This is a genomic window from Isoptericola sp. MSGPD8_1_ISO-PGPR-S23-394, assembly GCF_058072785.1.
Genome location: NZ_CM176517.1, coordinates 2,521,247 through 2,546,901, shown reverse-complemented (window position 1 = coordinate 2,546,901; position 25,655 = coordinate 2,521,247). Strand labels below are relative to the sequence as shown.

Genomic DNA, 25,655 nt, shown 5'->3' with positions numbered 1-25,655 from the left:
ACGCGATCGCCGCCCGGGCGGCGATGTGGTCACCACCACGCGTGTCGCCGATCACGAACCACGTGCTCCGGGCCTCACGCCGTTAGGCTGCCAGCCGTGAACGACGCCCCCATCGGGATCTTCGACAGCGGGGTGGGCGGTCTGACGGTCGCCCGCTCGGTGCTCGACCAGCTCCCGCACGAGCAGCTGCACTACATCGGCGACACGGCGAACGGCCCCTATGGGCCCAAGCCGCTCGCCGCCGTGCGCGCCATGGCGCTCGCGGTCATGGACCGGCTCGTCGACGACGGCGTGAAGATGCTCGTCATCGCCTGCAACTCCGCCTCGGCCGTGGCGCTGCGCGACGCCCGCGAGCGCTACACCGTGCGCCGGGGGATCCCCGTGGTCGAGGTGATCCTGCCCGCCGCCCGCCGCGCCGTCGTCGCCTCCCGCTCCGGGCGCATCGGCGTCATCGGGACCAAGGCCACGGTCGACTCGCTGGCCTACGACGACGCGTTCGCCGTCACCCCTGGTCTGCAGCTCACGAGCAAGGCCTGCCCCGAGTTCGTCCGGCTCGTGGAGGAGGGCACGACGTCCGGACCCGAGGCGCTGGAGATCGCCGCCGAGTACCTGGCGCCGGTCAAGGCCGCCGGCGTCGACACCCTCGTGCTGGGATGCACGCACTACCCGCTGCTGACCGGGCCGATCTCGTACGTGATGGGGCAGGACGTCACCCTGGTGTCCTCCGCCGAGGAGACCGCGATGGACGTCTACCGCAAGCTCGTCGCCCACGACCTCGAGCGACCCCTCGACGCGCCCGCCCCCACGCACCGCTTCGCCACGACGGGCGACCCGCAGCAGTTCGAGCACCTCGCGCGCCGGTTCCTCGGGCCGGAGGTCAACCTGGTGGAGGCCGCATGAGGCTCGTGCCCGTCGGCGTCTCCGGATCCCTGCCCGGCCCGGACTCGCCCGCCTCCAGCTATCTGGTCCAGGCCTCGGACGGCGAACGGGACTGGAGCGTCGTGCTCGACCTCGGTTCGGGCTCGCTCGGCGCGCTGCAGCGCTACGTCGACCCCCTCGACGTCGACGCCGTCGGGCTGTCGCACCTGCATCCGGACCACTGCGCCGACCTGTCGGGGCTGTACGTGTACCTGCGCTACCACCCCGAGCGGGGCTCGCACCGCACCGGGATCCCGCGGCGGCTGGCCGTGCACGGCCCGACGACGTCCCGGGAGCGGGCCGCGGCGATGTACGGCCTGACACCCGGCGAGGACATGGACTCCGAGTACGACTTCCGGAGCTGGCAGCCGGGCCGGTCGGTCCAGGTCGGTCCGCTGACCCTGGAGCCGTTCCCGGTGCGGCACCCGGTCGAGGCCTACGGCATCCGGGTGACCGGACCGTCGGCGCGACGGCCGGGGGAGCAGGCCACCCTGGTGTTCTCCGGCGACACCGACTACTGCGACTCGCTCGTCCAGGGTGCGCGCGGCGCGGACCTGCTGCTGTGCGAGGCGGCGTTCACCGAGGGACGGGACGACGGCGTCGCCGGGATCCACCTGACGGGCCGGCGTGCCGGTCGGGTCGCCGCCGAGGCCGGGGCCGGACGTCTGCTCCTGACCCACCTGACGATCTGGACCGATCCGGAGGTGCCGCTCGCCGAGGCCCGTGGCACCTATGCGGGACCGCTGGACGTGGCCGTGCCGGGCGAGGTGTACGAGCTGTGAGCGCGCTCGGGCGTCGTGGCGCAGCGGCTGCGCTGGCGGGCGACGTGGCCTGCGTGGTGGCCTTCACCCTGGTGGGTACCTCGAACCACGGCTCCGGGGGCTCGCTCGAGCACGTGCTCGCGGTGGGTGCACCGTTCGTCGTCGCCCTGGCCGTGGGCTGGATGGTGGGTCGCGCCTGGCGATCTCCCTGGCGGGTGTGGCCCGTCGGCGTCGTCGTCTGGTTCACCACGGTCGTCCTCGGCCTGGCGCTGCGGCCGCTGTTCGAGGGCGGCTTCGCGTGGTCCTTCGCGCTGGTGACGGCGGGGTTCCTCGCGATCACGATGCTCGGCTGGCGGGCGATCGTGTCCTTCGTCGCTGTGGGTATGGAATCGACGGTCCAGCGCGACGCTGGACCGTAGATTCCCTACCCACAGTGCACGGGGTGGGTCAGAGGGCCTCGGCGATCATCGGGGCCAGGGTGCGCAGCGCCTTGCCGCGATGGCTGATCGCGTTCTTCTCCTGAGGCGTCAGCTCGGCCGACGTGCGCGTGCCCGGCCGTCCGTCCGGGCCCGGCTCCTGCTCGGCGGGCACCAGGATCGGGTCGTAGCCGAACCCGTGGGCACCGCGCGGTTCGCGCACCAGCACGCCCGGCATTTCACCCATCGCCACCTCCTCGCGCCCGTCCGGGGTGACCAGGGCTGCCGCGCAGACGAACGCCGCGCCACGGTGGTCGTCGCGCACGTCCCCGAGCTGGGCCAGCAGCAGGCCGAGGTTCGCGACGTCGTCCCCGTGCCGGCCCGCCCAGCGCGCCGAGAAGATCCCGGGGGCACCGCCGAGCACGTCGACGCTGAGCCCGGAGTCGTCGGCGACGGCGGGAAGCCCGGACGACGCGGCGAGCGCACGCGCCTTGATGAGGGCGTTCTCGGCGAACGTCACCCCGTCCTCGACGGGCTCGGGGGCGCCGAGGTCGCCCGCGGTGACGACGGCGCCGTCGGGCAGCGAGTCCAGCCCCGGCTGGGTGCGCAGGATCGCCAGCAGCTCGATGAGCTTCTTGCGGTTGTGCGTGGCCAGGACCATCCGGGCCGACGACGGGACGTCCGCACGTGCGAGGGGCATGCTCAGAGCTCCTGCGCGAGCGCCGACTGCTGCAGCGCGGTCAGCTCGGCGGTGCCGGCGGTGGCGAGGTCGAGCAGCGCGTCCAGCTCGGCCCGGTCGAAGGGGACGCCCTCGGCGGTGCCCTGCACCTCGACGAACGCCCCGGAGCCGGTGGTGACCACGTTCATGTCGGTCTCGGCGCGTACGTCCTCGACGTACGGCAGGTCGAGCATGGGAACACCGTCGATGATGCCGACGCTCACTGCGGCGACCGAGTCGGTGAGCACCTGCTTGCCGCCCTTGACGTGCCCGTGGCGGGCACCCCAGGCGACCGCGTCGACGAGGGCCAGGTAGGCGCCGGTGATCGCCGCGGTGCGGGTCCCGCCGTCGGCCTGCAGGACGTCGCAGTCCAGCACGATGGTGTTCTCGCCCAGGGCGGTGATGTCGACGACGGCGCGCAGCGACCGGCCGATCAGCCGGGAGATCTCGTGGGTGCGGCCGCCGATCTTGCCCTTGACGGACTCGCGCTGGCTGCGGGAGTTGGTGGCCCGGGGGAGCATCGCGTACTCGGCCGTGACCCAGCCCTCGCCGGAACCCTTCTTCCAGCGCGGCACGCCCTCGGTGAACGAGGCGGTGCACAGCACGCGGGTCTTGCCGAACTCCACGAGGACGGAGCCCTCGGCGTTCTCGCTCCACCCGCGGGTGAACGACACGGGTCGGAGCTGGTCGGGCGTACGGCCGTCTTCGCGAAGCGTCATGCCGCACACCCTATCCACCGCCGAACAGGAACCTGGTCCCGCTTTCGGCGGCGAATCCGGGACCAGGTTCCTGTTCGGCGGGTGTCACATGCCGAACCGGCGGCGCAGCTCGCGCGCGTGCCGCCGCGACACCTCCACACGCGAACGCTGGCGGTCCGCCATGACCACCACCAGCGCGCCCTGGAAGTCCGGCACCAGCTCGCGGACGTGGTCCAGGTTCACCAGGTAGGAGCGGTGCGCCCGGAAGAAGTGTCCCCGCAACCGTCGCTCCAGCTCGTTGAGGGACATCGTCACGAGGAGCCGCTCGTCGGCCAGCTTGAGGTAGGAGTACCCGCGCGCCGCGCTGGCGTACACGATCGACGCCCCGTCCACGAGCACGGTGCGCCCGTCCTTCTGCACCGGGATCCGCACCAGCGGGTCGACGCCGCCCCGCGACGGCGGGTCTGCCGTGCCGGCCGAGCTCGCGGTGCCGGCGCCGGGGCTCGCGCCGTCCGACGACGGAGCCGAGGCCGCGCTGGCCGCACCGGACCCCGACGCCGTGCCGTCGTCGGCCAGCGCTCGGTCGAGGGCACGCCGCAACCGGTCCGCGTCGAACGGCTTGAGCAGGTAGTCCGCCGCGGCGAGGTCGAACGCGTCGACCGCATGGTCCGGGTAGGCCGTGGTGAAGATGACCTTCGGAGGGTCGGGCCGGTCCCGCAACGCCGCGGCGACCTCCAGACCGGAGCCACCGGGCATGCGCACGTCCAGCAGCACCAGGTCGTAGTCGAGCGACCCCAGCAGGAGCAGGGCCTCCTCGCCGTTCGTGGCCTCGCCCACGACCTGGACCTGCCCCACCTCCTCGAGCAGGTAGCGCAGCTCGGCCCGTGCCGGGGCCTCGTCGTCGACGATCAGGGCCTTGGGTCGCATCGCGGGTCACCTTAGCGGGATCTGCAGGTCCACGGTGGTGCCCTTGCCCGGGGTGGACGCCACGTCGAACGAGTACCGGTCGCCGAACAGCGAGTCGAGGCGCTGGGAGATGTTCCACAGCCCGACGCCGGAGTGCCGCGGGCCCGCCGTGCCCGGACGTCTGCCCGCCAGCAGCCGCTCCAGCACCTCCGGGTCCATGCCGGCGCCGTCGTCGCTGACACGGATCGACGTGGTCCGCGTCAACGGGTCCACCCGGGCGCGCAGCTGCACCGTCCCCCCGGTCACGGAGTCCGCGATGCCGTGCTTGACGGCGTTCTCCACGATCGGCTGGATGACCAGCACCGGCACCCGCGAGGTCAGCACCTGGGGGTCGAGGTCGTAGCGCACGCGCAAGCGGTCGCCGAACCGTGCCTGCTCCAGCGACACGTACGTCCGCACGAAGAAGTACTCCTGGCTGAACTCGGCGAAGTGGCCGTCCTGGCGCACCGCGTACCGGAAGAAGTCGCTCAGGCGCAGCAGGAGCTGGCGCGACTCCTCGGGGTCCGTGCGCGACTTGGAGGCGATCGTGTTGAGGATGTTGAACAGGAAGTGCGGGTTGATCTGGGCCCGCAGCGCGTCGAGCTTGGCGTCGGAGGCCAGGTGGCGCTCGCGGTCCATCTCCGCGAGCTCCAGGTGCAGCGACAGCATCGAGGCCATGTCGTCGACGAGCACGCGCGGCGCCGGCTCGTCGTGGACGCGGTAGACCTTCAGGGTGCCCACGACCCTGTCGGCCACGGCGAGCGGGGCGACGACGGCGGTCCGCAGCGGGCAGTCGGGCTCCGGGCAGCCGATCCCGTCGCGCGCGTGCATGACGACGGTGCGCTTCTTGTCGAGCGCCAGCCGGGACACGCGGGTCTGCAGGGTGCCGCCCACGTGGTGGTGGTCGGCACCCGGCCCGACGAAGGCGAGCACCTGCTCGGTGTCGGTGATCGCCACGGCGTCGCCGCCGAGCAACGGCTTGATGAGCTGGGCGGTGCGCCGGGCCGCGTCCGCCGTGAGCCCGTTGCGCAGCGGCATCGACCGACCGGCGGCCGCGATCGTCAGCCCGTCGCGCACGCCCCGGGGGTCGCGCTGACGGGACGGCCGCCACGACCGGCGGGTGGCCGCGGCGGCACCGCGCGCTCCACCGCGTGGCCCGCCCCGTGGTCCCCGCAGCGCGGACGGGTAGCCGAGGACGACGACGGTGCTCACCACGACGCCGGCCGCCAGGGTCGGCAGCACGCCGAGCGACGGGTCGACGAGGACCTGCGTGACGAGGTAGACCACCGCCCAGGCCGCCGCCAGGACACCGGCGAGCAACCGGCTACCCCCGCGCACGGCGCACCCCTCGTGCGGTGCGCGCGGTGCGCGGTGCCCGTGCCGCGGCGCGGCGTCGCCTGTTCTCCGCCAGCACGAGGCGGGCGAGACGTTCGGCGTGCCGGTCGGCGGCGGTGCCGTGCATGATCAGCCACGACCTCTCGACGTCCGCCGGCGGCACGGTCCGGCGGGAGACGATCACCGTGACGGCGGCTGCCAGCGGGGCCGCCACGAGCGTGGGCGTCACCAGCGCCTCGCGCAGCAGGCCGCCGGCGGCGAACAGCCCGGCGGTGAACATGCTCACGGCGACCACCATGCCGGTGGACATGCCGGCGACGGCTCCTGCCGCCGTCGTGCGCGGCCACCAGATCGCCAGCAGGAACACCGGCGTCAGCGCGGAGCCGGCGATCGCGAACGCCCAGGTGACCATGGTCGCCACGATGGACGGGGTGGCCGCGGTGAAGGCCTCCGGCCGCATGACCAGACCGAGGCCCGCCGCGGCGCAGGCGGTGGCCAGGGTGGTGACCCGGCCGGCCAGGACCGCCTGGCGCTGGGTGGCGCGGGGGTTGATGTGCCGCTCGTAGACGTCGTGACCCCAGGAGGCCGCGGCGGCGAGCAGCAGCCCGGCGATGGTGGACATCACCGCGATGAGGGCACCAGCGGCGATCACGCCGAGCCCGGTGTCGCCGCCGTAGATGCGGCCGAGCACGGGCAGGGCGTGCTCGGGGACCTGCAGCACGCCGTCGACGGTGAGCTCCGCGAGCCACGGATGGTCCGCGACCGCGCTCGGGACGATCTCCCGTGCCGCCGTGCCGAGCATGACGGCCAGCGAGTAGAAGACGCCGGCCAGGCAGAGCACCCACACCGTGGTGGTGCGGGCGGCGGCGCCGGTCGGGGACGTGAAGTAGCGGTTCATGACGTGCGGCAACCCGGCGGTGCCCATCGCGAGGGTGATGATGAGCGCGAACTGGCCGAGGCCGCCGTAGCGGGCGCCGGGCTGGCCGAACACGGCGGGCTCGTCGGGGTGCAGGGCGTTCTCCTCGGAGGCGAGGCCCCCGTCGGTGGCGGGGTTCTCCAGCGGGGTGCTCGACAGCTCCGCGACGGCGTCGCCGTAGTGGAAGCCCGCGCCCACGACGGTCGCGGCCAGCCAGATCAGCGCGCCGAGCAGGAGCAGGAACTGCACGGCCTGGGTCCAGGTGGTCCCCCGCATGCCCCCGAACGCCACCAGTCCCGCGACGACGGCCGTCGAGACGAGGATCCCCGTCGCGTAGGGGGACAGCCCGAGGACGCCCGACCCCACGAGCAGCTCCCAGGTGATCCCGGAGCCCACGGTCTGCGGCACGAGGTAGGACAGGATGACGAGCTGGACCACGCCCACGGCGACCAGGCGCACCCGCTCCGAGCCGAGGCGACGCCCGAGGAAGTCCGGGATGGAGAACTCCCCGAACCGGCGCAGCGGTGCCGCGACGAACAGCAGCACGGGGATGAACCCGGCGGCGAAGCCGACCGCGTACCAGGCGCCGTCCAGCCCGGTGGCGTAGACGGCCGCGGCCACCCCGAGGAACGACGCCGCGGAGAAGTAGTCGCCGCAGATGGCCCAGGCGTTCGTCGCCACCCCGACCCGCTGACCGGCCAGGTAGAAGTCGACGGTCGACGCTCCGCGCGGACGCATCACGACGGCGACGACGGTCAGCGCGGCCAGCACGGCCGCCAGGGTCAGGGCGCTGGAGGTGGTCACGGAACCTCACCGGTCCCGTCGAGCCGGGGGTCGGCCGGGTCGTCGCGGGCGTCGCCCAGCATGCGGTGCTCCACGGCGGACGAGAGCCGCGCGACGGCGACGCCCAGCACGGCGAAGAAGACGTAGAGGCCGAACGCTGCGACGAGGAAGCCGGGGCTCATGCCGCCCGCGAGCCGGGCCTCGGACCACCAGTCCAGGGTCAGGGTGAGCACGGGGAAGGCGGCCACGGCGAGGAGGAAGACGACGAAGTAGCCGACGGCCACGCGCCGCAGCGTGCGGAAGGTGGCGTCCACCTCCGCGGGGGTGTGCCGAGCGTCGACGTCGTCGTCCATGAACGAGCACCTTACGGAGCGCAGGCTCCCAGCAACAGTGCCGCCCCCTGTGCTGCGCCCGGCGGGAGGCGGTTCACGACGGCGGCGCGACCGCGGGCGTCCGGACGAGCCGGACGCCGGTGGTGAGGAGGATGACGGCGCCGCCGAGGACCATGACGAGCCCGATGCCCGGCATCGCCTGGCCCCAGGCGTCGGTCGCCTCGCTGACCTGGACGAGCCGCAGGAGCTGCCAGACGGCCACGAAGGCGACGCCACCGCCGGCGAGGAAGCTGTGCGACACGGCGACCCAGCGGCGGGGGATCAGGGCGCCCGCCACGGCGATGAACCCGCCGCACAGGGTGAGCTGACCGGGGCCCGCCAGGCCGTTGATGTTCCCGAGGGGAGTGAGGACCCACGGCAGCATGCTCCCGACGATGACGGCCAGGGCGCCGACCAGCAGGCCGACGCTGCCGGGGTGCAGGATCTGCTTGCGCGGCTTTCCGGCTCGGCCGCCCGCGCGGAGCAGGTTGCCGAGGGGCGTGCTCGTCGTCGAGGCCATGGGCCGACTCTAGGCGCGCTCCACCTCGCCTCGACCCCGCCGGTCGGTGAGCGGTGCGGTTCGTCCGGCGAGCGGTCGATCAGGCGGCGCGAGCGGTCGGGCCGCGTGGTCGTGCCGGTCACGGGTCTCCCGCCACCGCTCGCGGGACCGTCCGCGCCGTCGGGAGACCAGGCCTTGTGACCAGCACGAACGGTGCGATTCGCTCACCCGGTGGGACGTATCCCGGGCGACGGTGCCCGGGAGTTCGCGACGAAGGGAGCGTCCGATGACGGACAGCGTGCACGAGAGCTCGTCAGATCCAGGGCCACCGGTCAACGGCTGGCGGCAGGAGTACTGGAAGAAGAACCTCCGGCTGATGGTGGTGCTGCTCAGCATCTGGTTCGTGGTCTCGTTCGTCTGCGGGATCCTGCTGATCGAGCAGCTGAACACCATCGTGGTCCTCGGCTTCCCGCTGGGTCTGTGGTTCGCGCAGCAGGGATCGATCTACACCTTCATCATCCTGATCCTGGTGTACACGCTGCGCATGGACCGGCTCGACGACGAGTACGGCGTCGCCGAGCGTGACGGAGAGGGGAACCGGCTGTGAGCGAGATCCAGATGTGGTCCCTCGTCTTCGTGGGACTGTCCTTCGCCGTCTACCTGACCATCGCCTGGCGCAGCCGGGTGAAGGAGACCAAGGGCTTCTACGTGGCGGGCCAGGGCATCCCCGCCGTGGCCAACGGCGCGGCCGTGGCGGCGGACTGGATGTCCGCGGCCTCCTTCATCTCCATGGCGGGGCTCATCGCCTTCATGGGGTCGGACGGCTCCGTGTACCTCATGGGGTGGACCGGCGGCTACGTGCTGCTCGCGCTGCTGCTCGCCCCCTACCTGCGCAAGTGGGGCAAGTTCACCGTCCCCGAGTTCGTCGGGGACCGGTACTCGGAGTACGTGCGGCTCATCGCCGCGGTCGCCGCGATCATCGTGTCGTTCACCTACGTGGTCGGGCAGATGCGCGGTGGTGGCATCGTCTTCAGCCGCTTCCTCAACCTGTCCATCGAGGGCGGCGTGGCCGTCGCCGCAGCGATCATCTTCCTCTACGCCGTCCTCGGCGGCATGAAGGGCATCACCTGGACCCAAGTCGCCCAGTACACGGTGATGATCGTCGCCTACCTCATTCCGGCGTGGACCATCGCGCAGAAGATGACCGGCTTCCCCGTGCCTCAGGTGACGTTCGGGCAGATCCTCGCCGAGCTCGACGCGCTGAGCGAGAAGTTCGGTCTCGCGCAGTACACCGAGGCGTTCGCCGCGCGGCCGCAGCTGGACGTGTTCCTGGTGACGATGTCGCTGATGATCGGCACGGCCGGGCTGCCGCACGTCATCATCCGGTTCTACACGACCAAGTCGGTGCGCGGGGCCCGGTTCTCCGCGTTCTGGGCGCTGTTCTTCATCGGTCTGCTCTACACGACCGCGCCGGCGGTCGGGGCGTTCACCAAGCTGAACCTCATGCAGTCGGTCGACGGCGTGGCCGTGGCCTCGCTGCCCGCCTGGGTGAACAACTGGGCCGCGACCGGACTGGTCACCGTCTCCGACAGCGCGTCGACGATCACCTCGCTCAGCAACGACCCCGAGTCGGGTGCCGACCTCATCGTCAACAACGACATCCTCGTGCTGGCCACCCCGGAGATCGCGGGCCTGCCCGCGCCCATCGTCGGGCTGGTCGCCGCGGGCGGTCTCGCGGCGGCGATGTCGACGGCGGCCGGCCTGCTGCTGGTCATCTCGTCCTCGGTCTCGCACGACCTGTACTTCCGGGTCGTCAAGAAGGAGGCCTCGGAGTCGCGGCGACTGCTCGTGGGCCGCATCGCCATGGGTCTCGCCGTCGTGGTCGCGATCTACGGTGGCATCAACCCGCCGGCGTACGTGGCCCAGGTGGTCGCCTTCGCGTTCGGGTTGGCGGCCTCCACGTTCTTCCCGATCCTGGTGCTGGGGATCTTCTGGAAGCGCGCCAACGCGATCGGTGCGGCCTCCGGCATGATCTCCGGCCTGGTGTTCACGGCGTCGTACATGATCTACACGCTCGACGTGTTCGGGACGTCCGCGAACGAGCACGTCTTCGGCATCTCCCCGGAGGGCATCGGTGCTATCGGTGCGCTGGTGAACATCATCGTCACCGTGGTGGTGTCGAGGCTCACGGCGCCACCGTCGGAGCACGTCCAGGAGATGGTGGAGGGGATCCGCTACCCGGCCGCGCGGGTGGAGGCGCCTGCTGCGGAGTAGGTCTGCGGCAAGGACGGGGGCTCCCTGCTCCGCGCGGTCGCGCTCACGGGCGCTGCGCGCCCTCCGCTTCCGGTCTGACGACCGCGCGGAGCAGGGAGCCCCCGTCCTTGTGCCCTCTCTCGGTCCGGAGCGGGCAGGCGGGACGAGGGCGTGCGGCGGAGGAGCGGGTGCGGGGTACGTAGGGTGGTGCGGTGCACCTCGTCGCCTCGGACCTCGCCTTCGGCTACCCCGGCCGTCCCGTCCTGGCGGGCGTCGACCTGCGGGTGTCCGACGGCGTGCGGCTCGGCGTCGTCGGCGAGAACGGGTCGGGCAAGTCGACCCTGCTGCACCTGCTCGCCGGCGATCTCGTGCCGTCGGCGGGCGAGGTGCGCCGCAGCGGGTCGGTGGCGCTCGTCGAGCAGGAGCTCACCGTGCCGTCCGGGCTGACGGTCGGTGACCTGGTCGACGCCACGCTGGCGGACCTGCGCCGTCTCGCGGCCGACCTGGAGGCCGCCGCGGCAGCCTTCGATCACGACGGCGGCGACCTGCGCGAGCTCGGCGACCTCCTGGCCCGGGTGGAGCACCTCGCCGCGTGGGACGCTGACCGGCGCGTGGACGAGGCACTGACGCGGCTCGGCGCGGTCCGCGACCGTGACCGGCGGCTCGCGACGCTTTCCGTCGGGCAGCGGTACCGCGTGCGTCTCGCCTGCCGCCTCGCCGAGCGCGCCGACCTGCTGCTCCTCGACGAACCGACCAACCACCTCGACGACTCCGGCCTGGCGTACCTGACCGAGACGGTGCTGGGGTGGCACGGCGGCGTCGTGCTCGTCACCCACGACCGCGAGCTCATCGACGACGTCGTCACCGCCGTCTACGACCTCGACCCGTCGATGGACGGCATCCCCGTGCTCTACGGGCAGCCGGGGTACCTGTCCTACCGGTTCGCGAAGAACCAGGCGCTGCAGCGGTGGAAGCAGCGCTACCGCACCGAGGAGCAGCGCGCCGCCGAGCTCGCGTACCGGCTCGACCGGTCCTACGAGGGCCTGTCGGACGAGTGGCGCCCGCCCAAGGGATCCCAGAAGCACCGCCGGGGGACGCGCGCCCGCATCCACGTCAAGGCCGCCGACCGTCTCGTCGAGAAGCTGAAGGCCGAGGCGGTCGACGTCCCGCCCCCACCGCTGGAGCTCACCTTCCCGGACCTGCCCGCCCTGTCTGCCGGCTGGGACCCCACCGATCCCCTCGTCGACCTGCGATCGCCGCGCGTCGAGGCGCCCGACGGCGGTGTGCGGCTCGACCTGCCCGGCACGCGGCTGGCCGTCCCGCCGTCGGGCCGCCTGCTCGTCGTCGGGCCCAACGGCACCGGCAAGTCGACGCTGCTCGGCGCGTTCGCCGGGACGCTGCCGCTCGCCCGCGGCACCCGGGCGTCCCGCGACGGCGTGCGGATCGGCGTCGTCGGGCAGGAGGGTCGCACGGCGAGCGCAGGCATCGAGGGGGGCTCGTCGCCGTCGGGCTTCGACGCGTACGCGACCGAGGCGCTCGCCCTGCTGGACCGCGGCGAGCTCGACCCTGACCACCTGGTCCCCGTGGCGGCACTGGGGCTGCTCACTGAGGACGAGCTCGAGCGACCTCTGCGTGAGCTGAGCGTGGGACAGCGACGACGGTTCGACATCGCGCTCGCGCTGCTGCACGCACCGCACCTGCTGGTGCTGGACGAGCCCACCAACCACCTGTCCGTGGACCTCGTGGACGCGCTGACGATCGCGTTCGAGCGGACGTCGGCGGCCGTCGTCGTCGCCACCCACGACCGCCGGATGCGGGCCGACCTGTCCGACTGGCCGGTCCTCGGGCTGGGGTGAGCGCTACCTCGACGGACCGTGCGCTACCTCGCGGCGTACCATCGCGGCGGGGTCAGTCGAGACGTCCGACGTGGGCCATCGCCTGGCGCACGAGCGTGCCCTGGCCGTTGACCATCTCCGCCTGCACGGTATCGCTGCACGCCTCCTCCGGCGTGAGCCAGGCGAGGTCGAGGGCGTTCTGCTGAGGGCGGCAGTCGCCGTTGACCGGCACCACGTAGGCCAGCGAGATCGCGTGCTGACGAGGGTCGTGGAACGGCGTGATGCCCGGGGTGGGGAAGTACTCGGCGACCGTGAACGGCTGCGGCGACGCCGGGACCTGAGGCAGGGCGACGGGGCCGAGGTCCTTCTCGATGTGGCGCAGTAGCGCGTCGCGCACGCGCTCGTGGTAGAGGACCCGGCCGGTGACGAGCGCACGGGTCATGCTGCCGAGCGGGGTGGCACGCAGCAGCAGGCCGACGGAGACGACGTCGCCGGACTCGTCGACCCGCACGGGTACGGCGTCGACGTACACCAGCGGCAGCTGGGCCCGGACCGCGGCGATCTCCTCGGGTGTCAACCATCCGGCCTGCCCGGTGGGGTGCTCGTTCTCGTCGTCCGGTGGGAACTCGGCGGTGTCGGTCACCCTTCGTTTCTACCAGCCCGACGGCCGTCCCGGCCCGCGCTGGTGCCCCGGTCGCGGTGACGTGGGACACGCTCGGTCCGCGGTCGCGACGCGCGGCGGAATACCTGGGCGCGTGCGGGCGCTGTGCCCAAGAGGCAACCCCCCCACGAGAGGACTACGCATGGCTACCGTCGAGCTCACCGACACCACGTTCGAGCAGGCGATCAAGGACAACGACATCGTGCTGGTCGACTTCTGGGCCTCCTGGTGCGGCCCCTGCCGCCAGTTCGCGCCCGTGTTCGAGGCGTCGAGCGAGGAGAACACCGACGTCGTGCACGCCAAGATCGACACCGAGGCGCAGCAGCAGATCGCCTCGGCCGCCGGGGTGACCGCGATCCCGACGCTCATGGCGTTCCGCGAGGGCGTGCTCGTCTTCAACCAGGCGGGTGCGCTGCCCGCCCCGCAGCTCAAGCAGGTCGTCGACGCCGTCAAGGGCCTCGACATGGACGAGGTGCGATCCCAGATCGCCGCCGCGTCCAACGGCGAGCAGCAGGGCTGAGCGCTTCCCGCACGATGCACCGGCCGCCGCCGGACCTCGGGTCCGGCGGCGGCCGTCGTGCTTCCTGCAAGGGCTGGAGGACGCGGTTCAGGAGAACGGGAGGCTGAGCGACGACGCCGCTCCGGTCGCGACCGTGGGACTGCCGCTGCCGAGCACGCTCCACAGCTCGACGCGCACCGTGCCGTCGTCGAGGTCGCCGAGCCCACCCTGCGACGAGGTCAGTCGCCCGGTGGCCGTGTAGGTCTCGTCGCCCGGCACGGGGTCCGTCGCGAAGTACGCGTACGTCTCGGTCCGTTCAGCGTCGCCGTCGCCGTCCAGGTCGTAGGTGACACGCGCCTGGACGGCCAGCCCGACCTCGGTCCCGGCGTCGACGGCGAACGAGAACGCCGTGTCCTGCCCGGTGTGCGCCGCCGTCAGCCCGGTCGCCTCGAAGACGGCCGGCTGGTGCGGGGTGCCGTCACGGTTCTGGCCGCCGGCGCCGGCCAGCTCGACGCGCCCGCCGGTGCCCGCGGCGGCGTCGAGCGTGCCGTCCTGCCCGAGGTGCCGCACCGGCTCGAAGTCCCCGGGCTCGGGGTCCGGCGTGGGGTCCGGGTCCGGCGTCGGGTCGGGGTCCGGGCCGGGGCCGCCCGGCGCACCGCCGCCGGACCACTGGTGCGCCCCCGTCGCGACCGTCCGCCCGGCGGGCACCTCGACGGCCGTCCCGTCGGAGAACGTCACGGTCAGGGGAGCCGCGGTGACGTTGGCCGCCACGTACGTGCGCCCCTCGTCGCCGTCGAACGCTGCCGCGAGCGCGTGGTCCGCGCCGACGTCGTCGGCCACCGTGCCCAGGGAGGCCAGGTTGGCCACCCAGTGGAACGTGTGCGCGGGTGTCTCGCCCTCCTCCGGCTCGAACGACGAGGACGTCAGCAGGTCCAGCGCCCGCTGCCCGTCGCCGAGCGCCAGATAGCTCCACAGGATGTCCTGCCACACCGTCGGCGGACCGCCGTTGACGGCCTCGAGGTGGTCGTACGCGTCGCGCACGGTGGACGGCGAGTCCCCGAGGTACAGGTGCGACCCCGTGATCGGCAGCGTGTTGATGCCCTGGATCATCTCCGGCTCGGCGCTGAACCACGTGGAGTAGGAGCCGCCGTCGCCCCAGACCATCCCGACCACGGGGTGCTCGAACGCGTCGGGGTACGCGCTACCGTCCACGTCGAACCAGTAGCGCTGGATCGCGGCCGCCTGCGTCGCGTACAGGTAGGCGCCTGCGTCACGGACCTCGTCGTCGCCCGTCGCCTCGCCCCACTGCACGAGCGCACCAGCGAAGTTCATGCCCTCCGAGCTGGACTCCTGGTTGTTGCCGGCCGCGAACGCCCCGTGGCCGGAGGCCCAGTCGTGCCCGGCGTAGACGTCGAAGTCGCGCAGGTACGGGAACCGGGTCTCGTCACGGTCGTAGCCGTTCGCGTCGCGGATGAGCAGGTCGACCATCGGCCCGTAGTCGGCGGCCCACTGCGGGTCGAAGCGGGCCAGGGTGGCGGCCGCGGCGACGTAGTAGCCGTAGTGGAAGTGGTGGTCGTTCAGCTCGGTGTCCGCCCCGTACGAGGCCGGGTAGCCGATGAGGGTTCCCCAGCGGTCGTCGTAGCCGAAGACCTGCTCGGTCTTGCCCGGCGTGGCGGTGAACCAGTCGGTGAGGACGTCGCGCACGGCGTCGAGCGCCTCGTCGCGCTGGGCGGTCCGGCCGAGCTGGTCGGCGATCTCCACGATCCGCGTGGCCCGGCCGAGGGCCTTGCCCGTCCAGTACGTGTCCGCCTGGCGTTGGTCGAGCGGGTCGCCGACCTCGTCGAGGTAGGCCTCCAGGGTGGCGCGGTCGGCGCCGGCCGACGTCGCCACGGCCGGGAGCTCGGGCAGGACCCCGCCGTAGGGGGTGGTCGTGGTGAACTCGGTGGCGTCCGTCAGGACCACCATGTCGCCGCGCGGCGAGACGTAGGTGGGGCCGCTCGGGGACGCCTCGGTGAGGTGGGCGCTCTGGTGCGGGTACAGGGCGGCGACGGTGCCGCCGTCGGGCGCTCCCGGCCAGGGCGTCGTCTCGAACGTGTAGGTGGTGCGCACCACCGAGTCGTCGACGTCGTAGGTGTAGTCGGCGCGCGTGCCGGTGACCGGGGTGCGGCCGGCGGCGGTGTAGTCGTCGACCAGCGCGGCGCGCTCCGCCGCGGGGACGTCGGGCAGGACGGCGACGGCGTAGCGGCCGGTGGGTGCGGTCGCGGACGTGCCGCTCACGGACCACGGGACGCCGTCCGGGGTCACGGCGAGGTAGTCGGCACCGCCGACGCGCACCCCGAGCCGACCGGGCTCGTCGAGCCAGACCTCCGGGGTGCCGGCGAACGTCAGCTGCGCGTCGCCGCCGGTCGCCTCGAACCAGGCGAGCGGCAGGCCGTGGCCGATGGTCGCGCGCAGGGACTGGTCGCCGTCGTCCCACACCGGGGTGACGGTCCAGTCGGTCCAGTCGGCGACGGCGACGTGCGGGGCGTCCATCCCGACGACGCCCGCGCGGAGGTCCTCGGTGTACGGGTAGTGGTACTCGCTGACCCCCGCGCCGCTGCCGCTGATGGCCGCCTCGGTCGTGTAGGAGATGCCGAGGCCGCCGGCCGACGGAAGGTAGGAGGCCGGGTGCGCGTGCAGGGGTGCGCTGAAGGAGCAGTCGAACACCTTGTACGCCAGCGACGTCCACCAGTCGTTGGTGGGCAGCGGGGTGTCGGGCGCGTCGTCGGTGACGAAGGCGCGCGGGTCCGCCTCCACGGCGTCGCACCCCTGGGGCGTGGGGCCGACCGGGTCGGTCGTATAGCTGCCCTCGCCGACGTCCACGACGTCGGCCGAGGCCGGCGGGGCCACTGCCGTGACTGCGCCGCCGGCGAGCAGGGCGAGCGCCGCGACGCGGGCGGTCCGCCGGTGTCGCGCGGGTTGTGAGAACGTCATCGTTCACCTCGCAGGTCGGTCGCCTCGTCGAGCACGTCGGCCCACGTCCCACGGCCGACGTCCTTGATCGGCCCGGGGCAGACGTGTGGAAGCGATCCCAACACTCTGGCGCAGTCGGGTGACACGTGCAACCTCGGCCCGTCCGGACCTGCTGTTCCCGGTGCGCGAGGCGGGACTCGAACCCGCACGTCCGAAGACACTGGGACCTAAACCCAGCGCGTCTGCCTGATTTCGCCACTCGCGCGTGCGTCCCGAGTCTACGACCGGGACGTCACGTCAGACGTCGAGGGCCTTGCGCAGCCGCGCCACGTGCCCGGTCGCCTTGACGTTGTACTGGGCGAGCTCCACCGTGCCGTCGGGGCCGACCACCACGGTCGAGCGGATCACGCCGACGACGGTTCGGCCGTAGTTCTTCTTCTCGCCCCAGGCGCCGTAGGCCTCCAGGACCTCGCGCTCGGGGTCCGAGGCGAGCGGGAAGGTCAGGGCGTCCCGCTCGACGAACTCGGCGAGCTTGGCGGGCTCGTCGGGGGAGATGCCCACGACGGCGTAGCCCGCGCCCTGCAGGGCGGCGAGCGAGTCGCGGAAGTCGCACGCCTCGGTGGTGCAGCCCGGTGTCATGGCCGCCGGGTAGAAGTAGACGACGACGCCGCGGTCTGCCTGCGAGCGCAGCGTGGAGAGTGAGACGCTGCCGCCGTCGGCGGTGGTCAGCGTGAAGTCGGGGGCGGGGTCGCCGACGGCGAGACGGGGCACGGGACACTCCTCGGGCAGGTGGTGCGGGACTGGCCCGAGCCTAGCGTCCACCGGTCTCGCCGTCGGCCTGGTGGCGGCCTGGTGGCGGCCTGGTGCCTGCCCGGCGCCGCCGCTCGCGTAGCGTGGTGCCCGTGAGTCCCGCAGCATCCAGCGCCACGTCCCCCGCCGGCACCACGCCCGGGCGGAGCGTCGAGCCGTTGCCCATCCGCATGCTCCACGACCGCGTGCTCGTGGACCCGGAGACGGATCGTTCCGAGCGCCAGTCGTCGGCCGGGCTCGTCATCCCCGCCACGGCGACCGGACCCAAGCGGCTGACCTGGGCGACCGTGGTCGCCCAGGGCGAGCACGTGCGGCAGGTCTCCGTGGGCGACCGGGTGCTGTACGACCCCGAGGACCGCGCGGAGGTCGACCTGGGCGGGACCGACTACGTGCTGCTGCGCGAGCGTGACGTGCACGCCGTGGCCGAGCGGTCCGCCGACGCCGGGACCACCGGCCTGTACCTCTGAGCCCTGCTGCTCCGCGGGCCGGGAGCCGTCGACGACGGGCTGTCGTACAGGTCACAGCCGCTGGACGGGGATCGAGGTTCCCGTCCCAGGTCCGGGCCTGGTAATGTTTCACACCGCTACGCGCCATTAGCTCAATGGGTAGAGCAGCTGACTCTTAATCAGCGGGTTCGGGGTTCGAGTCCCTGATGGCGCACCAGCGAGGATGTTCGGCCGGTCGACCGGCCGTCGTCCCCGCTTCGTCGCGCGCCATTAGCTCAATGGGTAGAGCAGCTGACTCTTAATCAGCGGGTTCGGGGTTCGAGTCCCTGATGGCGCACCACCGAGGCCCCGTCGCAGCAGCGACGGGGCCTCTTCGCGTCCCGTCACGCGTCGCGCGCCGGTGGCTCGACGCTCAGCAGGTCGCCGGGCTGGCAGTCGAGGACGTCGCAGACGGCCGTCAGCGTCGAGAACCGGATCGCGCGGGCCCTGTTGTTCTTGAGCACGGAGAGGTTCGCCACCGTGACCCCGGCTTCCTGGGCGAGCTGGGCGAGCGTCATGCCGCGCTGCTCGAGGAGCGTGTCGAGGTGGGACACGACCCGGTGCGGGGCGGCTGGTTCCTCCGTGCGGTGCGTCCTGCTCACACGAGTCCCTGCAGGTCGGCGCGCATGCTGCTGCCGCGACGCAGGACGGCGGCGACCGCCCAGAGGGTCGCGGCGACGACGAGGGCGGTCACCGGGAGCTCGACGGCACCGCTCGGCCCGCCGACGGCGGACGCGGGGGTCTGCAGGCCCAGCGTCGTGGGGTCCAGGGCGGTCAGGCGTCCCACGGTCGTGACCCCCGCCGCCACGACGCCGCCGACGAGCACGACCACGCCCATGGCGGCCACCCGTCGCGGGTTGTCGCGGTGGAACGGGTCGCCCGCCTCGACCGAGCGGAGCATCCGGCGCAGGAGCACGCCGCACACGACGACGGTGGCGCACAGCGCGGTTGCCGGCGCGAAGACGAGGAGCCGCTGCACGACCGTCGGTGCGGTGATCGTCAGGGTCGTCGTGGTCGGGCCACCGAGGAGCAGCGCACCGTCGCCGGCGGGGACCTGCTCGGTCGCCCAGGAGACGGGCACGACGAGGTTGTCGGCGACCAGAGACCCCACGCCCGTCGCGAGGAGTCCGACGGCGGCCAGCGCGATGAGCGCCGTCAGCACCGCCGCGCGGGCAGACGTCCGCCGTCGGCGAGGGTGAGGGGCGTCGTCGGGGACGTCGGGCCGTATCGACAATCGATGTGCTCGTGTCATTCCATCATGATAATCGATATGGCGGGTGCCGTCCCGTCGCCCGACCCGAGTGAGGACTCCTGCCATGACCCCGTCGACGACCCGGGCGCCGGCCCGACCCCGTGCCGGCGCTGTCGCCACCTTCACGGTCGGCGTCGTGGCCTGCTTCGTCGCGCTGCCGCTGACCGTCGACGTCTTCAGCGACCACGGGCCTGGCGTGCTCGTCCTGCTCGCCGCGGGCCAGCTCGTGGGCGCCCTCCTGCTCGTCGGCTGGTGGCTGCGACGCCACCGGTTCGGGTGGCGGGCGGTGGGTGCTGACCGCGCGAGGTGGCGTCGCGACGCGCTCCTCGGCGCCGCGACGGTCCCGCCACGTGCCCTCCTCGAGTTCGGGGTGCTCGTCCCGCTGGCCGGAGGTGCCTCGAACGCGGAGGTCCAGGAGGTCCTGCGCAACGTCGGCACGAACGGCTGGTCGCTCACGGGCGCGCTGGTGCTCGGCATGATCGGCGGCGGGATCGCCGAGGAGCTCTACTTCCGCGGGTTCCTCGTCGGCGGCGTCCCCCGGGTCTTCCGCGACCGCCGTCGTGCCCGCCGCGTCGCCGTCGTCGTCTCCGTGGTGCTCTTCGCCGCGCTGCACCTGCCGGCCAACCTGCCCGACGCCGTCTCCATCCTCGTGGCCGCGCTGGTCTACACGGTGCTGTTCACGACGACGAACCGCCTCACGGCCCCGATGGTGGCGCACATGCTCTGGAACGCCACGGCGATCGTCGGCGTGCTGGCCCTGTACGGCTGAGCGGGCCACGACGCGCGAGGGTTGCGCCCGTGCCGCGGGCGCGCACGATGGACGGATGATCTCCACCGACCTCGCCACCCGCCTGCGCGACGCGGGGCTCATCTGGAAGCCTGCGGACGGCGACAGGTTCCACATCGACGCCCCGGAGCTCGCGGCCGAGGTGTTCACCGTCTCCACCCTGACGATCGAGGCCCACCACTTCTCCACCGGCACGGTGCTCGGCTTCAACGGGACCACCGAGTGGGCGCTGGACTCGGTGGACATCGAGGACACCCTCTGGCTCCCGAGGGAGGACCAGCTGCGCTCGCTGCTCGGCAGCACCTTCCGCTCCCTGCGGCACGACGACGGCGGGTACGTCGTCGACGTCGTCCTCCTCGACCGGCCGCGGAGCTTCGCCGCACCGGAGGCGGCCGACGCCTACGGGCAGGCGCTGCTCGCCCTGGTGGAGCTGTCGGGAGACTGATCCCGTGCGCCGTACCCTGGTGCGGTGCCCGAGACACCATCGCGACCCGACGAGCTCCGACCGCCGACCGAGCGGCGGGCCGGCGAGAACTTCTTCCGTCGTCCGCTCAGCTACGTACGCCGCACCGAGCGCCTCACCGTCGGGCAGCAGCGTGCCTGGGACACCCGGCGCCACCGGTACCTCGTCGACGTGCCGCGCGAGCACCGCGAGCTGTCCGTCGACCCGGGCTGGACGTTCGACGCCGTGGCCGAGTTCGGGCGACGGGCCCCGCTCGTGCTGGAGATCGGGACGGGGCTGGGGGAGTGCGTCGTCCACGCGGCGGCGACCCACCCGGAGCGTGACCACCTCGCGGTCGAGGTCTACACCCCCGGCGTCGCGCAGACGATCGTCCGCGCGGGGCACGCCGGGGCGGACCCCGCGGACGCCGGCGGCGCCCCCGGCCAGGAGCTCGCCAACCTGCGGATCATGCAGGTCGACGCCGCCGAGCTGCTGCGTCACGGCCTGCCCGCGGCGAGCCTGGACGAGCTGTGGGTGTTCTTCCCGGACCCGTGGCCCAAGCAGCGCCACCACAAGCGGCGCCTCGTCTCGCCGGAGCTCGCCGAGCTGGCCGCCCGCGTGCTGCGTCCCGGCGGCCGCTGGCGGCTGGCCACGGACTGGGCCCAGTACGGCGAGGTGATGCTCAAGGTCGGCGACGCCGCCGAAGGGTTCCGCAACGCCTACGGACCGGGGGAGCGGGCGCCGCGTTTCGAGGGACGGGTCATGACGAGCTTCGAGCGCAAGGGGCTCAACGCCGGCCGGGAGATCACCGACCTGGAGTACGTCCGCGTCTGAGGTCCTGCATCAGTCGTCGAGGCCGCGTGCCCGCAGTGCTTCGCCGAGCGCGTCGGCCCGCCGCAGCGCCCCGACGACGAGCGGGACGGCGAGCGCCCGGACGTCGTGCTCGTGGCCGCGGGCGCGCTGGGCGTCACGCACACCACCGGCGAGGCTCGCCAGCACCGGGACGGAGCGCACCGCCAGCGCGAGCACCAGCGCGGCCCGTTCGGCGTCGACCCGTAATCGTCGCAGCGGACCCAGGGCACGCTCCAGGGCGCCGAGGATCGCCGAGGTCGGTGTCGTGAGCGTCACGAGCCCCGCCAGGACGACCAGTGCCACGAGACGGGTGGTGAGCACGGTCGCGGCTGTCGGGCCGAGCGTGGCCCACTGCACCGCGACCAGCACCGGCACGAACCAGCGCAGCGGACGCACCTGCGACCACAGCGCCCGCGGCCCCAGCCGGGCCGCGGCGTACAGCGCCAGCACGCCGAGGACGGCGACCCCGACCTCGGCCGGAGTCCGCACGGCGAGCAGCGCGAGGGAGCAGGCGCACAGCCCCAGCAGCTTGGTCCCGGCACCCAGCCGGTGCAGCGGGCTCATGCCATCAGCCGGCGGTAGGCCGGCACCGCGCGTGCGGGGACGTCGTCGACCACCACCCGTCCGCCGTCGACCACGAGGACGCGGTCGTAGCCGGCCACCAGGTCCAGGTCGTGCGTGACCAGCACCACGTGCTGGTCGAGGGCTGCCAGCCGGGCGGCGACGGCCCGGGTGTTGCGCAGGTCGAGCAGGGTGGTGGGTTCGTCCGCCACGACGAGGCGCGGGTCGGTCACCAGCACGCTCGTCAGCGCCAAGAGCTGCTTCTGGCCGCCGGAGAGCAGGTGGGCGGGGTGGTCGGCGTGCCCGGCGAGCCCGTGCCGCTCGAGCTCGGCGGCGACCCGGGCGGAGACCTGCGCGGGGGAGAGGCGTGCCCGGCGCAGCGAGTAGGCGACGTCCTCCGCGACGGTCGGCATGATGATCTGCGCGTCCGGGTCGGTGAAGACGAACCCCACCCGGCGGCGCACCTCGCGCCCCCGCCGGCGCGTGTCGAGGCCGTCGACGAGCACCCGGCCCGAGGAGGGCAGCACGAGGCCGTTGAGCAGGCGGGCCAGGGTCGACTTGCCGGAGCCGTTCGCCCCGATGACGGCGACCCGGCGTTCGGTCAGACGCAGCGAGACGTCGTGCAGCACCTCGCGCTCGCCGTGTCGCACGTGCACGGCGTCGAGGACGACGTCGGTCACCGGACCACCTCCACGAGCACGGCGACCCCGATCCCGCCCGCCGCGGCGGCCGTCGCCAGTCCGAGGGTGCCCGCGGGTGCGCCGTCGGTCACGAGGCGCGTGAACAACCGCACGACGGCGACCGCCCCGCTCGCGCCGAAGGGATGGCCGAGGCCCAGTGTGCCGCCGTCGGCGTTCCACCGGGGGTCGTCGCCGACGCCCAGGTCGTCCGTGACGGCGATCGCCTGGGCGGCGAAGGCCTCGACCAGCTCGACCGCCGCGACGTCGTCGAGCGGGACACCCGCTCGGGAGCACACGGCGGGCACGGCGGCGACCGGGCCCAGCATCGGCCGCGCGGGGTCCACCCCGCACGTGGCGACCGACCGGACGCGCAGCCCCGGGAGCGCGCCGCGCGCGTCCTCGCGCACGAGCACGACAGCGGCGGCCCCGTCGCCGGACGGCGCGGCAGAGGCAGCGGTCACCGTGCCGTCGGCCGCGAAGGCCCCGGGCAGGCGGTCCAGGACACGGGGGTCGAGAGGACGCGCGTGCTCGTCGCGCGAGAGCCCGCCGACCCGCAGCGTCTCGGGCGCGAACCGGCCCGCGGCGTGCGCCGCCCGGACCCGGGCGTGAGATCGGACCGCCCAGGCGTGCTGGCGCTCGCGGTCGATCCCGCGGGCACGGGCCAGCCGGTCCGCGGCCGACCCGAGGCCGGGGTCCGCCCACGGTGGCGGGGCGAACGACGCCCGGTCGTAGGCGAGCGGCCCGTGCGCGCGCGACGGCGCCCGCGACCCGCTCTCCACACCACCGGCGAGCACGGCGCACGCCTGCCCGGAGTCCACCAGCGCGGCACCGACGGCGACGGCGGCCAGGCCCGAGGCGCACTGCCGGTCCACGGTCACGCCCGGTGCGGCCAGCCCGGCGGCGAGGGCGGCACGCCGGGCCACGTTGCCGCCGTGGCCGGCAGCGTTGCCGAGCACGACGTCGTCGACGGCGTCCGGTCCCGGCGCGGCGCCCGGCCAGGCGTCCCGCACCGCGGCGGTCAGCGCCGCCGTGGCCAGCACCGTCTCGTCCAGCGTGGCGTGGCCGCGGCCGGCCACGGCGAGCCAGGTGCGTCGTGCCGCGACGATCACGCTCACCGCAGCACCGCCAGGTCGCCCGGGTCCGCCGCCGGGTCGGTCCCGGCGAGCCGGGCCGCGAGCACCGCCCGCGCCACCTTGCCGTCCGCGGTCCGCGGCAGCGTGTCCATCCGGTACCAGCGGCGCGGCCGCTGGGCGGGTGCGAGCGTCGCCCGTGCGACCCGCTCCAGGTGGACGCGCAGGCCGGGACGGTCGTCCGCCTCCACGACGGCGACGACCACGGCGCCGAGACGCCGGTGCGGCGCCCCCGCCACGACGACGTCGCGCACGCCCGGCACGGGTCGCAGCGCCGCCTCGACGTCCTCGGGCACGACGGTCGCCCCTGCGGTGAGGACGGCCCCGTCCCCGCGGCCGCGCAGCACCAGGGGACCGTCGGGCCCGTCCGGCACCTCGGCGAGGTCGCCCACGGTGGCCCAGGCTCCGTCGCGGCGCAGCGGTCCGCGAGCGCCGGCGAGATACCCCGACGAGACCCATGGCGAGCGCACCCAGACCTCGCCGAGGCGGGTGCCCTCCTGCGGGCGCACGGTGATCTCCGCCCGCGGGAAGGGGCGCAGGCCGTCGCCGGTGTCGATGGCGACGAAGCTCAGCTCGACGGCTCCGTAGTACGCCACGACGTCGACGTCGTGGGTGGCGGCCCGCTCCCGCTGGACGGGGTCCAGGCCGGCGCCGCCGACGACGGCGGTGCGCAGGCGTGAGGGCATGCCGGCGTCGAGGGCGTCGAGCACGTCGTCGAGCCGGGAGGGGACCAGGTGGACCAGGTCGCTGGTGGCGAGCGCCGCGGTGGTCGCGGTGGTCCCGGGCGCGAGCTGCGCGCACGCGCCGACGGCCAGGGCGTGGACCGTGGCGAAGCAGTGCAACGAGCTGGCGAGCGGCCCGGTCACGGCCACCGTGTCGGTCTGTCGGGTGCCCGTCAGGTCGGTGACGTGCCCGAAGGACCGGGTCCACGACCCACGGGTGCGCGCCACGGCGCGGGGCCGGCCCGTGCTGCCGGACGAGAACCCGGCCCACGCCACGGCGTCGTCGTCGGGTGCGGGGCCGGGGTCGCCGACCGGCACCCCGGGGGCGGCGCGGGGCAGCGGCACGTGCACGACGGCGGCGGGTGCCAGCGTGCGCAGCACCTCGGCGCGCTGGTGCACGGGCCAGGCGGGGTCGGCGACCAGGGCGGTGCCGCCCGCGAGGTCCACAGCGAGGAGCGCGACGACCGCGTCCATCGGGTCGTGCAGCAGCAGGGCCACGAGGTCGCCGGGGCGCGTGCCGGTGGCGACCAGGTGCTCGGCGCCGGCGCGGGCGTCGGCGGCCAGGTCCGCATAGCTCCGCGTGCGCGGTCCGCAGCGCAGCGCGGGCCGGGCCCCGCCGGGACCGGCCGCGTGGCGCAGGACGTGGTGGGCGACCGGCACCCTCAGCCCTCCTGGGTGTCGTGGCCCGCGGTGTGGTGGCCTGTGGTTCGGTGGCCTGTGGTTCGGTGGCCTGCGGTTCGGTGGCCCGGCGTGCGCCCGCGGAGCGCCGCCGGATAGGCACGCGCCACCGCGACGGTGATCGAGGCGCAGGCGAGCGCCTTGAGCAGGTCGCCCGGCAGGAAGGCGAGCGAGAGCCAGGCGGTCTGGGTCAGGGGCACCCCGGTGACGAGCGTCTGCACGGGCACGCCGCACGCGTAGACGACGCCGACGCCGCCGACCAGCGCCGCGACGAGCACTCCGATGAAGGAGACCCGGCGGAGCCGCTCGACCATCAGTCCCACGACGAACGCCCCCGCGACGAAGCCCACGAGGTAGCCGGCGGAGGGCCCGACGAAGACTCCGAGGCCCCCACGGCCCCCGGCGAGCAGCGGCAACCCGGCGGCGGCCAGCGCCAGCAGGGTGAGCACCGCCAGCGCGCCGCGCCGGGATCCGAGCACGGCACCGGCGAGCATCACCCCGAGCGTCTGCAGGGTGATCGGCACGGCGTTGCCGAACAGGCTCAACGACCCCGGCATCCCCAGCACGGCGATCAGGGCCGCGAAGGTCGCGACGCGCGCGGCGTCGGCGGCGTCCAGGCCGCGGGAGACCCCGCGCTCCACCGCGTCGGTCGTGGCGGGCCCGGTCGGTCCGGTCGTCTCGGTCATCGGTGCTCCT

Annotated in this window: 28 protein-coding genes and 3 tRNA genes; 13 read left to right on the top strand and 18 right to left on the bottom strand. The window is 73.7% G+C overall.

Features of this window, described 5'->3' with window-relative positions; genetic code table 11:
- The first annotated feature begins 96 nt into the window (after nt 1–96).
- From murI to AC3RJ8_RS11690, 3 genes are read left to right on the top strand one after another with little or no spacing between them, the layout of a single operon-like run.
- Nucleotides 97–900: a glutamate racemase gene (murI, locus tag AC3RJ8_RS11700; protein WP_489712789.1), complete on the top strand. Its 804-nt coding sequence runs from the start codon at nt 97–99 to the stop codon at nt 898–900.
- Nucleotides 897–1,700, top strand: coding sequence for an MBL fold metallo-hydrolase (locus AC3RJ8_RS11695; protein ID WP_489712788.1), 804 nt, complete (start codon nt 897–899; stop codon nt 1,698–1,700). Before murI ends, AC3RJ8_RS11695 begins: the two co-directional genes overlap by 4 nt.
- Nucleotides 1,697–2,098 carry a DUF3054 domain-containing protein gene (locus tag AC3RJ8_RS11690; RefSeq protein WP_489712787.1) on the top strand — a complete coding sequence of 134 codons (402 nt, stop codon included), beginning with the start codon at nt 1,697–1,699 and terminating at the stop codon, nt 2,096–2,098. The genes AC3RJ8_RS11695 and AC3RJ8_RS11690 overlap by 4 nt, the downstream gene beginning before the upstream one ends.
- A 28-nt stretch (nt 2,099–2,126) precedes the next feature.
- Here AC3RJ8_RS11690 and rdgB read toward each other — a convergent pair whose 3' ends face one another.
- The 7 genes from rdgB to AC3RJ8_RS11655 all read right to left on the bottom strand — a co-directional run bounded on the left by rdgB (nt 2,127) and on the right by AC3RJ8_RS11655 (nt 8,381).
- Nucleotides 2,127–2,795 carry an RdgB/HAM1 family non-canonical purine NTP pyrophosphatase gene (gene rdgB, locus AC3RJ8_RS11685; protein WP_489712786.1) on the bottom strand — a complete coding sequence of 223 codons (669 nt, stop codon included), beginning with the start codon at nt 2,793–2,795 and terminating at the stop codon, nt 2,127–2,129.
- 2 nt (nt 2,796–2,797) lie between these two features.
- The gene (gene rph, locus AC3RJ8_RS11680; protein ID WP_489712785.1) at nt 2,798–3,532 is read right to left on the bottom strand and encodes a ribonuclease PH; all 735 of its coding nucleotides are present in this window, start codon (nt 3,530–3,532) and stop codon (nt 2,798–2,800) included.
- 84 nt (nt 3,533–3,616) lie between these two features.
- Nucleotides 3,617–4,438, bottom strand: a complete 822-nt coding sequence (locus AC3RJ8_RS11675; RefSeq protein ID WP_489712784.1) for a LytR/AlgR family response regulator transcription factor — start codon at nt 4,436–4,438, stop codon at nt 3,617–3,619.
- Nucleotides 4,439–4,444: 6 nt separating this feature from the next.
- The gene (locus AC3RJ8_RS11670; protein ID WP_489712783.1) at nt 4,445–5,794 is read right to left on the bottom strand and encodes a sensor histidine kinase; all 1,350 of its coding nucleotides are present in this window, start codon (nt 5,792–5,794) and stop codon (nt 4,445–4,447) included.
- The gene (locus AC3RJ8_RS11665; RefSeq protein ID WP_489712782.1) at nt 5,781–7,511 is read right to left on the bottom strand and encodes a sodium/solute symporter; all 1,731 of its coding nucleotides are present in this window, start codon (nt 7,509–7,511) and stop codon (nt 5,781–5,783) included. The genes AC3RJ8_RS11670 and AC3RJ8_RS11665 overlap by 14 nt, the downstream gene beginning before the upstream one ends.
- Complete coding sequence (locus tag AC3RJ8_RS11660; protein WP_489712781.1) at nt 7,508–7,843, bottom strand: hypothetical protein; 336 nt, start codon at nt 7,841–7,843, stop codon at nt 7,508–7,510. Before AC3RJ8_RS11660 ends, AC3RJ8_RS11665 begins: the two co-directional genes overlap by 4 nt.
- Before the next feature lie 73 nt (nt 7,844–7,916).
- Nucleotides 7,917–8,381, bottom strand: a complete 465-nt coding sequence (locus AC3RJ8_RS11655; RefSeq protein WP_489712780.1) for a hypothetical protein — start codon at nt 8,379–8,381, stop codon at nt 7,917–7,919.
- A 265-nt stretch (nt 8,382–8,646) separates the two neighbouring features.
- On the opposite strand from AC3RJ8_RS11655, the gene AC3RJ8_RS11650 reads away from it, so the two are divergent.
- The 3 genes from AC3RJ8_RS11650 (at nt 8,647) to AC3RJ8_RS11640 (ending at nt 12,469) form a co-directional block, all read left to right on the top strand.
- Entirely contained in the window at nt 8,647–8,967 is a 321-nt protein-coding gene (locus tag AC3RJ8_RS11650) for a DUF4212 domain-containing protein (RefSeq protein WP_489712779.1), read from the top strand.
- Complete coding sequence (locus tag AC3RJ8_RS11645; RefSeq protein ID WP_489712778.1) at nt 8,964–10,634, top strand: sodium:solute symporter family protein; 1,671 nt, start codon at nt 8,964–8,966, stop codon at nt 10,632–10,634. Before AC3RJ8_RS11650 ends, AC3RJ8_RS11645 begins: the two co-directional genes overlap by 4 nt.
- Nucleotides 10,635–10,825: 191 nt before the next feature.
- The gene (locus AC3RJ8_RS11640) at nt 10,826–12,469 is read left to right on the top strand and encodes an ATP-binding cassette domain-containing protein (RefSeq protein WP_489712777.1); all 1,644 of its coding nucleotides are present in this window, start codon (nt 10,826–10,828) and stop codon (nt 12,467–12,469) included.
- Nucleotides 12,470–12,521: 52 nt separating this feature from the next.
- Here the strand turns inward: AC3RJ8_RS11640 and AC3RJ8_RS11635 are convergent, their stop codons facing one another.
- Entirely contained in the window at nt 12,522–13,091 is a 570-nt protein-coding gene (locus AC3RJ8_RS11635; protein ID WP_489712776.1) for an NUDIX hydrolase family protein, read from the bottom strand.
- Nucleotides 13,092–13,251: 160 nt separating this feature from the next.
- On the opposite strand from AC3RJ8_RS11635, the gene trxA reads away from it, so the two are divergent.
- Complete coding sequence (trxA, locus tag AC3RJ8_RS11630; protein WP_489712775.1) at nt 13,252–13,629, top strand: thioredoxin; 378 nt, start codon at nt 13,252–13,254, stop codon at nt 13,627–13,629.
- An 87-nt stretch (nt 13,630–13,716) separates the two neighbouring features.
- Here the strand turns inward: trxA and AC3RJ8_RS11625 are convergent, their stop codons facing one another.
- The 3 genes from AC3RJ8_RS11625 to AC3RJ8_RS11615 all read right to left on the bottom strand — a co-directional run bounded on the left by AC3RJ8_RS11625 (nt 13,717) and on the right by AC3RJ8_RS11615 (nt 17,331).
- Nucleotides 13,717–16,581 carry a glycosyl hydrolase gene (locus AC3RJ8_RS11625; RefSeq protein ID WP_489712774.1) on the bottom strand — a complete coding sequence of 955 codons (2,865 nt, stop codon included), beginning with the start codon at nt 16,579–16,581 and terminating at the stop codon, nt 13,717–13,719.
- Between the two features lie 161 nt (nt 16,582–16,742).
- A tRNA-Leu gene (locus tag AC3RJ8_RS11620) sits at nt 16,743–16,825 on the bottom strand.
- A 32-nt stretch (nt 16,826–16,857) separates the two neighbouring features.
- Nucleotides 16,858–17,331, bottom strand: coding sequence for a peroxiredoxin (locus tag AC3RJ8_RS11615; RefSeq protein WP_489712773.1), 474 nt, complete (start codon nt 17,329–17,331; stop codon nt 16,858–16,860).
- A gap of 209 nt (nt 17,332–17,540) precedes the next feature.
- On the opposite strand from AC3RJ8_RS11615, the gene AC3RJ8_RS11610 reads away from it, so the two are divergent.
- The 3 genes from AC3RJ8_RS11610 to AC3RJ8_RS11600 all read left to right on the top strand — a co-directional run bounded on the left by AC3RJ8_RS11610 (nt 17,541) and on the right by AC3RJ8_RS11600 (nt 18,156).
- Nucleotides 17,541–17,837, top strand: a complete 297-nt coding sequence (locus AC3RJ8_RS11610; RefSeq protein WP_489715628.1) for a GroES family chaperonin — start codon at nt 17,541–17,543, stop codon at nt 17,835–17,837.
- Nucleotides 17,838–17,957: 120 nt separating this feature from the next.
- Nucleotides 17,958–18,033, top strand: a tRNA-Lys gene (locus AC3RJ8_RS11605).
- Between the two features lie 47 nt (nt 18,034–18,080).
- A tRNA-Lys gene (locus AC3RJ8_RS11600) sits at nt 18,081–18,156 on the top strand.
- A 43-nt stretch (nt 18,157–18,199) separates the two neighbouring features.
- On the opposite strand, the gene AC3RJ8_RS11595 is transcribed toward AC3RJ8_RS11600, so the two are convergent.
- Both AC3RJ8_RS11595 and AC3RJ8_RS11590 read right to left on the bottom strand, forming a co-directional pair.
- Nucleotides 18,200–18,457 carry a helix-turn-helix domain-containing protein gene (locus AC3RJ8_RS11595; RefSeq protein ID WP_489712772.1) on the bottom strand — a complete coding sequence of 86 codons (258 nt, stop codon included), beginning with the start codon at nt 18,455–18,457 and terminating at the stop codon, nt 18,200–18,202.
- Nucleotides 18,454–19,107 (bottom strand): DUF2975 domain-containing protein, encoded by a 654-nt coding sequence (locus AC3RJ8_RS11590; RefSeq protein ID WP_489712771.1) that lies wholly within the window; start codon nt 19,105–19,107, stop codon nt 18,454–18,456. Before AC3RJ8_RS11590 ends, AC3RJ8_RS11595 begins: the two co-directional genes overlap by 4 nt.
- 64 nt (nt 19,108–19,171) lie before the next feature.
- Here AC3RJ8_RS11590 and AC3RJ8_RS11585 point away from each other — a divergent pair, with 64 nt between their 5' ends.
- The 3 genes from AC3RJ8_RS11585 to trmB are packed head-to-tail and all read left to right on the top strand — an operon-like array spanning nt 19,172 to nt 21,170.
- Complete coding sequence (locus AC3RJ8_RS11585) at nt 19,172–19,876, top strand: CPBP family glutamic-type intramembrane protease (RefSeq protein ID WP_489712770.1); 705 nt, start codon at nt 19,172–19,174, stop codon at nt 19,874–19,876.
- Nucleotides 19,877–19,931: 55 nt separating this feature from the next.
- Complete coding sequence (locus AC3RJ8_RS11580; protein ID WP_489712769.1) at nt 19,932–20,339, top strand: pilus assembly protein CpaE; 408 nt, start codon at nt 19,932–19,934, stop codon at nt 20,337–20,339.
- 24 nt (nt 20,340–20,363) lie between these two features.
- A complete protein-coding gene (gene trmB / locus AC3RJ8_RS11575; RefSeq protein WP_489712768.1) occupies nt 20,364–21,170 on the top strand; it encodes a tRNA (guanosine(46)-N7)-methyltransferase TrmB in 807 nt (268 codons plus the stop codon).
- A gap of 9 nt (nt 21,171–21,179) precedes the next feature.
- On the opposite strand, the gene AC3RJ8_RS11570 is transcribed toward trmB, so the two are convergent.
- From AC3RJ8_RS11570 to AC3RJ8_RS11550, 5 genes are read right to left on the bottom strand one after another with little or no spacing between them, the layout of a single operon-like run.
- The gene (locus AC3RJ8_RS11570; RefSeq protein ID WP_489712767.1) at nt 21,180–21,752 is read right to left on the bottom strand and encodes an energy-coupling factor transporter transmembrane component T family protein; all 573 of its coding nucleotides are present in this window, start codon (nt 21,750–21,752) and stop codon (nt 21,180–21,182) included.
- A complete protein-coding gene (locus AC3RJ8_RS11565) occupies nt 21,749–22,429 on the bottom strand; it encodes an energy-coupling factor ABC transporter ATP-binding protein (protein ID WP_489712766.1) in 681 nt (226 codons plus the stop codon). The genes AC3RJ8_RS11570 and AC3RJ8_RS11565 overlap by 4 nt, the downstream gene beginning before the upstream one ends.
- Entirely contained in the window at nt 22,426–23,544 is a 1,119-nt protein-coding gene (locus AC3RJ8_RS11560) for an acetyl-CoA C-acyltransferase (protein WP_489712765.1), read from the bottom strand. Before AC3RJ8_RS11560 ends, AC3RJ8_RS11565 begins: the two co-directional genes overlap by 4 nt.
- Nucleotides 23,541–24,941 (bottom strand): class I adenylate-forming enzyme family protein, encoded by a 1,401-nt coding sequence (locus AC3RJ8_RS11555; protein WP_489712764.1) that lies wholly within the window; start codon nt 24,939–24,941, stop codon nt 23,541–23,543. Before AC3RJ8_RS11555 ends, AC3RJ8_RS11560 begins: the two co-directional genes overlap by 4 nt.
- A 2-nt stretch (nt 24,942–24,943) precedes the next feature.
- Nucleotides 24,944–25,645: a biotin transporter BioY gene (locus AC3RJ8_RS11550; protein WP_489712763.1), complete on the bottom strand. Its 702-nt coding sequence runs from the start codon at nt 25,643–25,645 to the stop codon at nt 24,944–24,946.
- Nucleotides 25,646–25,655 lie beyond the last annotated feature (10 nt).

Coding starts and splice junctions, on each gene's coding strand:
- AC3RJ8_RS11695 (WP_489712788.1), top strand. CDS start 897: ATGAGGCTCGTGCCCGTCGGCGTCTCCGGATCCCTGCCCGGCCCGGAC.
- rdgB (WP_489712786.1), bottom strand. CDS start 2,795: ATGCCCCTCGCACGTGCGGACGTCCCGTCGTCGGCCCGGATGGTCCTG.
- rph (WP_489712785.1), bottom strand. CDS start 3,532: ATGACGCTTCGCGAAGACGGCCGTACGCCCGACCAGCTCCGACCCGTG.
- AC3RJ8_RS11675 (WP_489712784.1), bottom strand. CDS start 4,438: ATGCGACCCAAGGCCCTGATCGTCGACGACGAGGCCCCGGCACGGGCC.
- AC3RJ8_RS11660 (WP_489712781.1), bottom strand. CDS start 7,843: ATGGACGACGACGTCGACGCTCGGCACACCCCCGCGGAGGTGGACGCC.
- AC3RJ8_RS11655 (WP_489712780.1), bottom strand. CDS start 8,381: ATGGCCTCGACGACGAGCACGCCCCTCGGCAACCTGCTCCGCGCGGGC.
- AC3RJ8_RS11650 (WP_489712779.1), top strand. CDS start 8,647: ATGACGGACAGCGTGCACGAGAGCTCGTCAGATCCAGGGCCACCGGTC.
- trxA (WP_489712775.1), top strand. CDS start 13,252: ATGGCTACCGTCGAGCTCACCGACACCACGTTCGAGCAGGCGATCAAG.
- AC3RJ8_RS11625 (WP_489712774.1), bottom strand. CDS start 16,581: ATGACGTTCTCACAACCCGCGCGACACCGGCGGACCGCCCGCGTCGCG.
- AC3RJ8_RS11610 (WP_489715628.1), top strand. CDS start 17,541: ATGCTCCACGACCGCGTGCTCGTGGACCCGGAGACGGATCGTTCCGAG.
- AC3RJ8_RS11590 (WP_489712771.1), bottom strand. CDS start 19,107: ATGACACGAGCACATCGATTGTCGATACGGCCCGACGTCCCCGACGAC.
- AC3RJ8_RS11585 (WP_489712770.1), top strand. CDS start 19,172: ATGACCCCGTCGACGACCCGGGCGCCGGCCCGACCCCGTGCCGGCGCT.
- AC3RJ8_RS11580 (WP_489712769.1), top strand. CDS start 19,932: ATGATCTCCACCGACCTCGCCACCCGCCTGCGCGACGCGGGGCTCATC.
- AC3RJ8_RS11570 (WP_489712767.1), bottom strand. CDS start 21,752: ATGAGCCCGCTGCACCGGCTGGGTGCCGGGACCAAGCTGCTGGGGCTG.
- AC3RJ8_RS11550 (WP_489712763.1), bottom strand. CDS start 25,645: ATGACCGAGACGACCGGACCGACCGGGCCCGCCACGACCGACGCGGTG.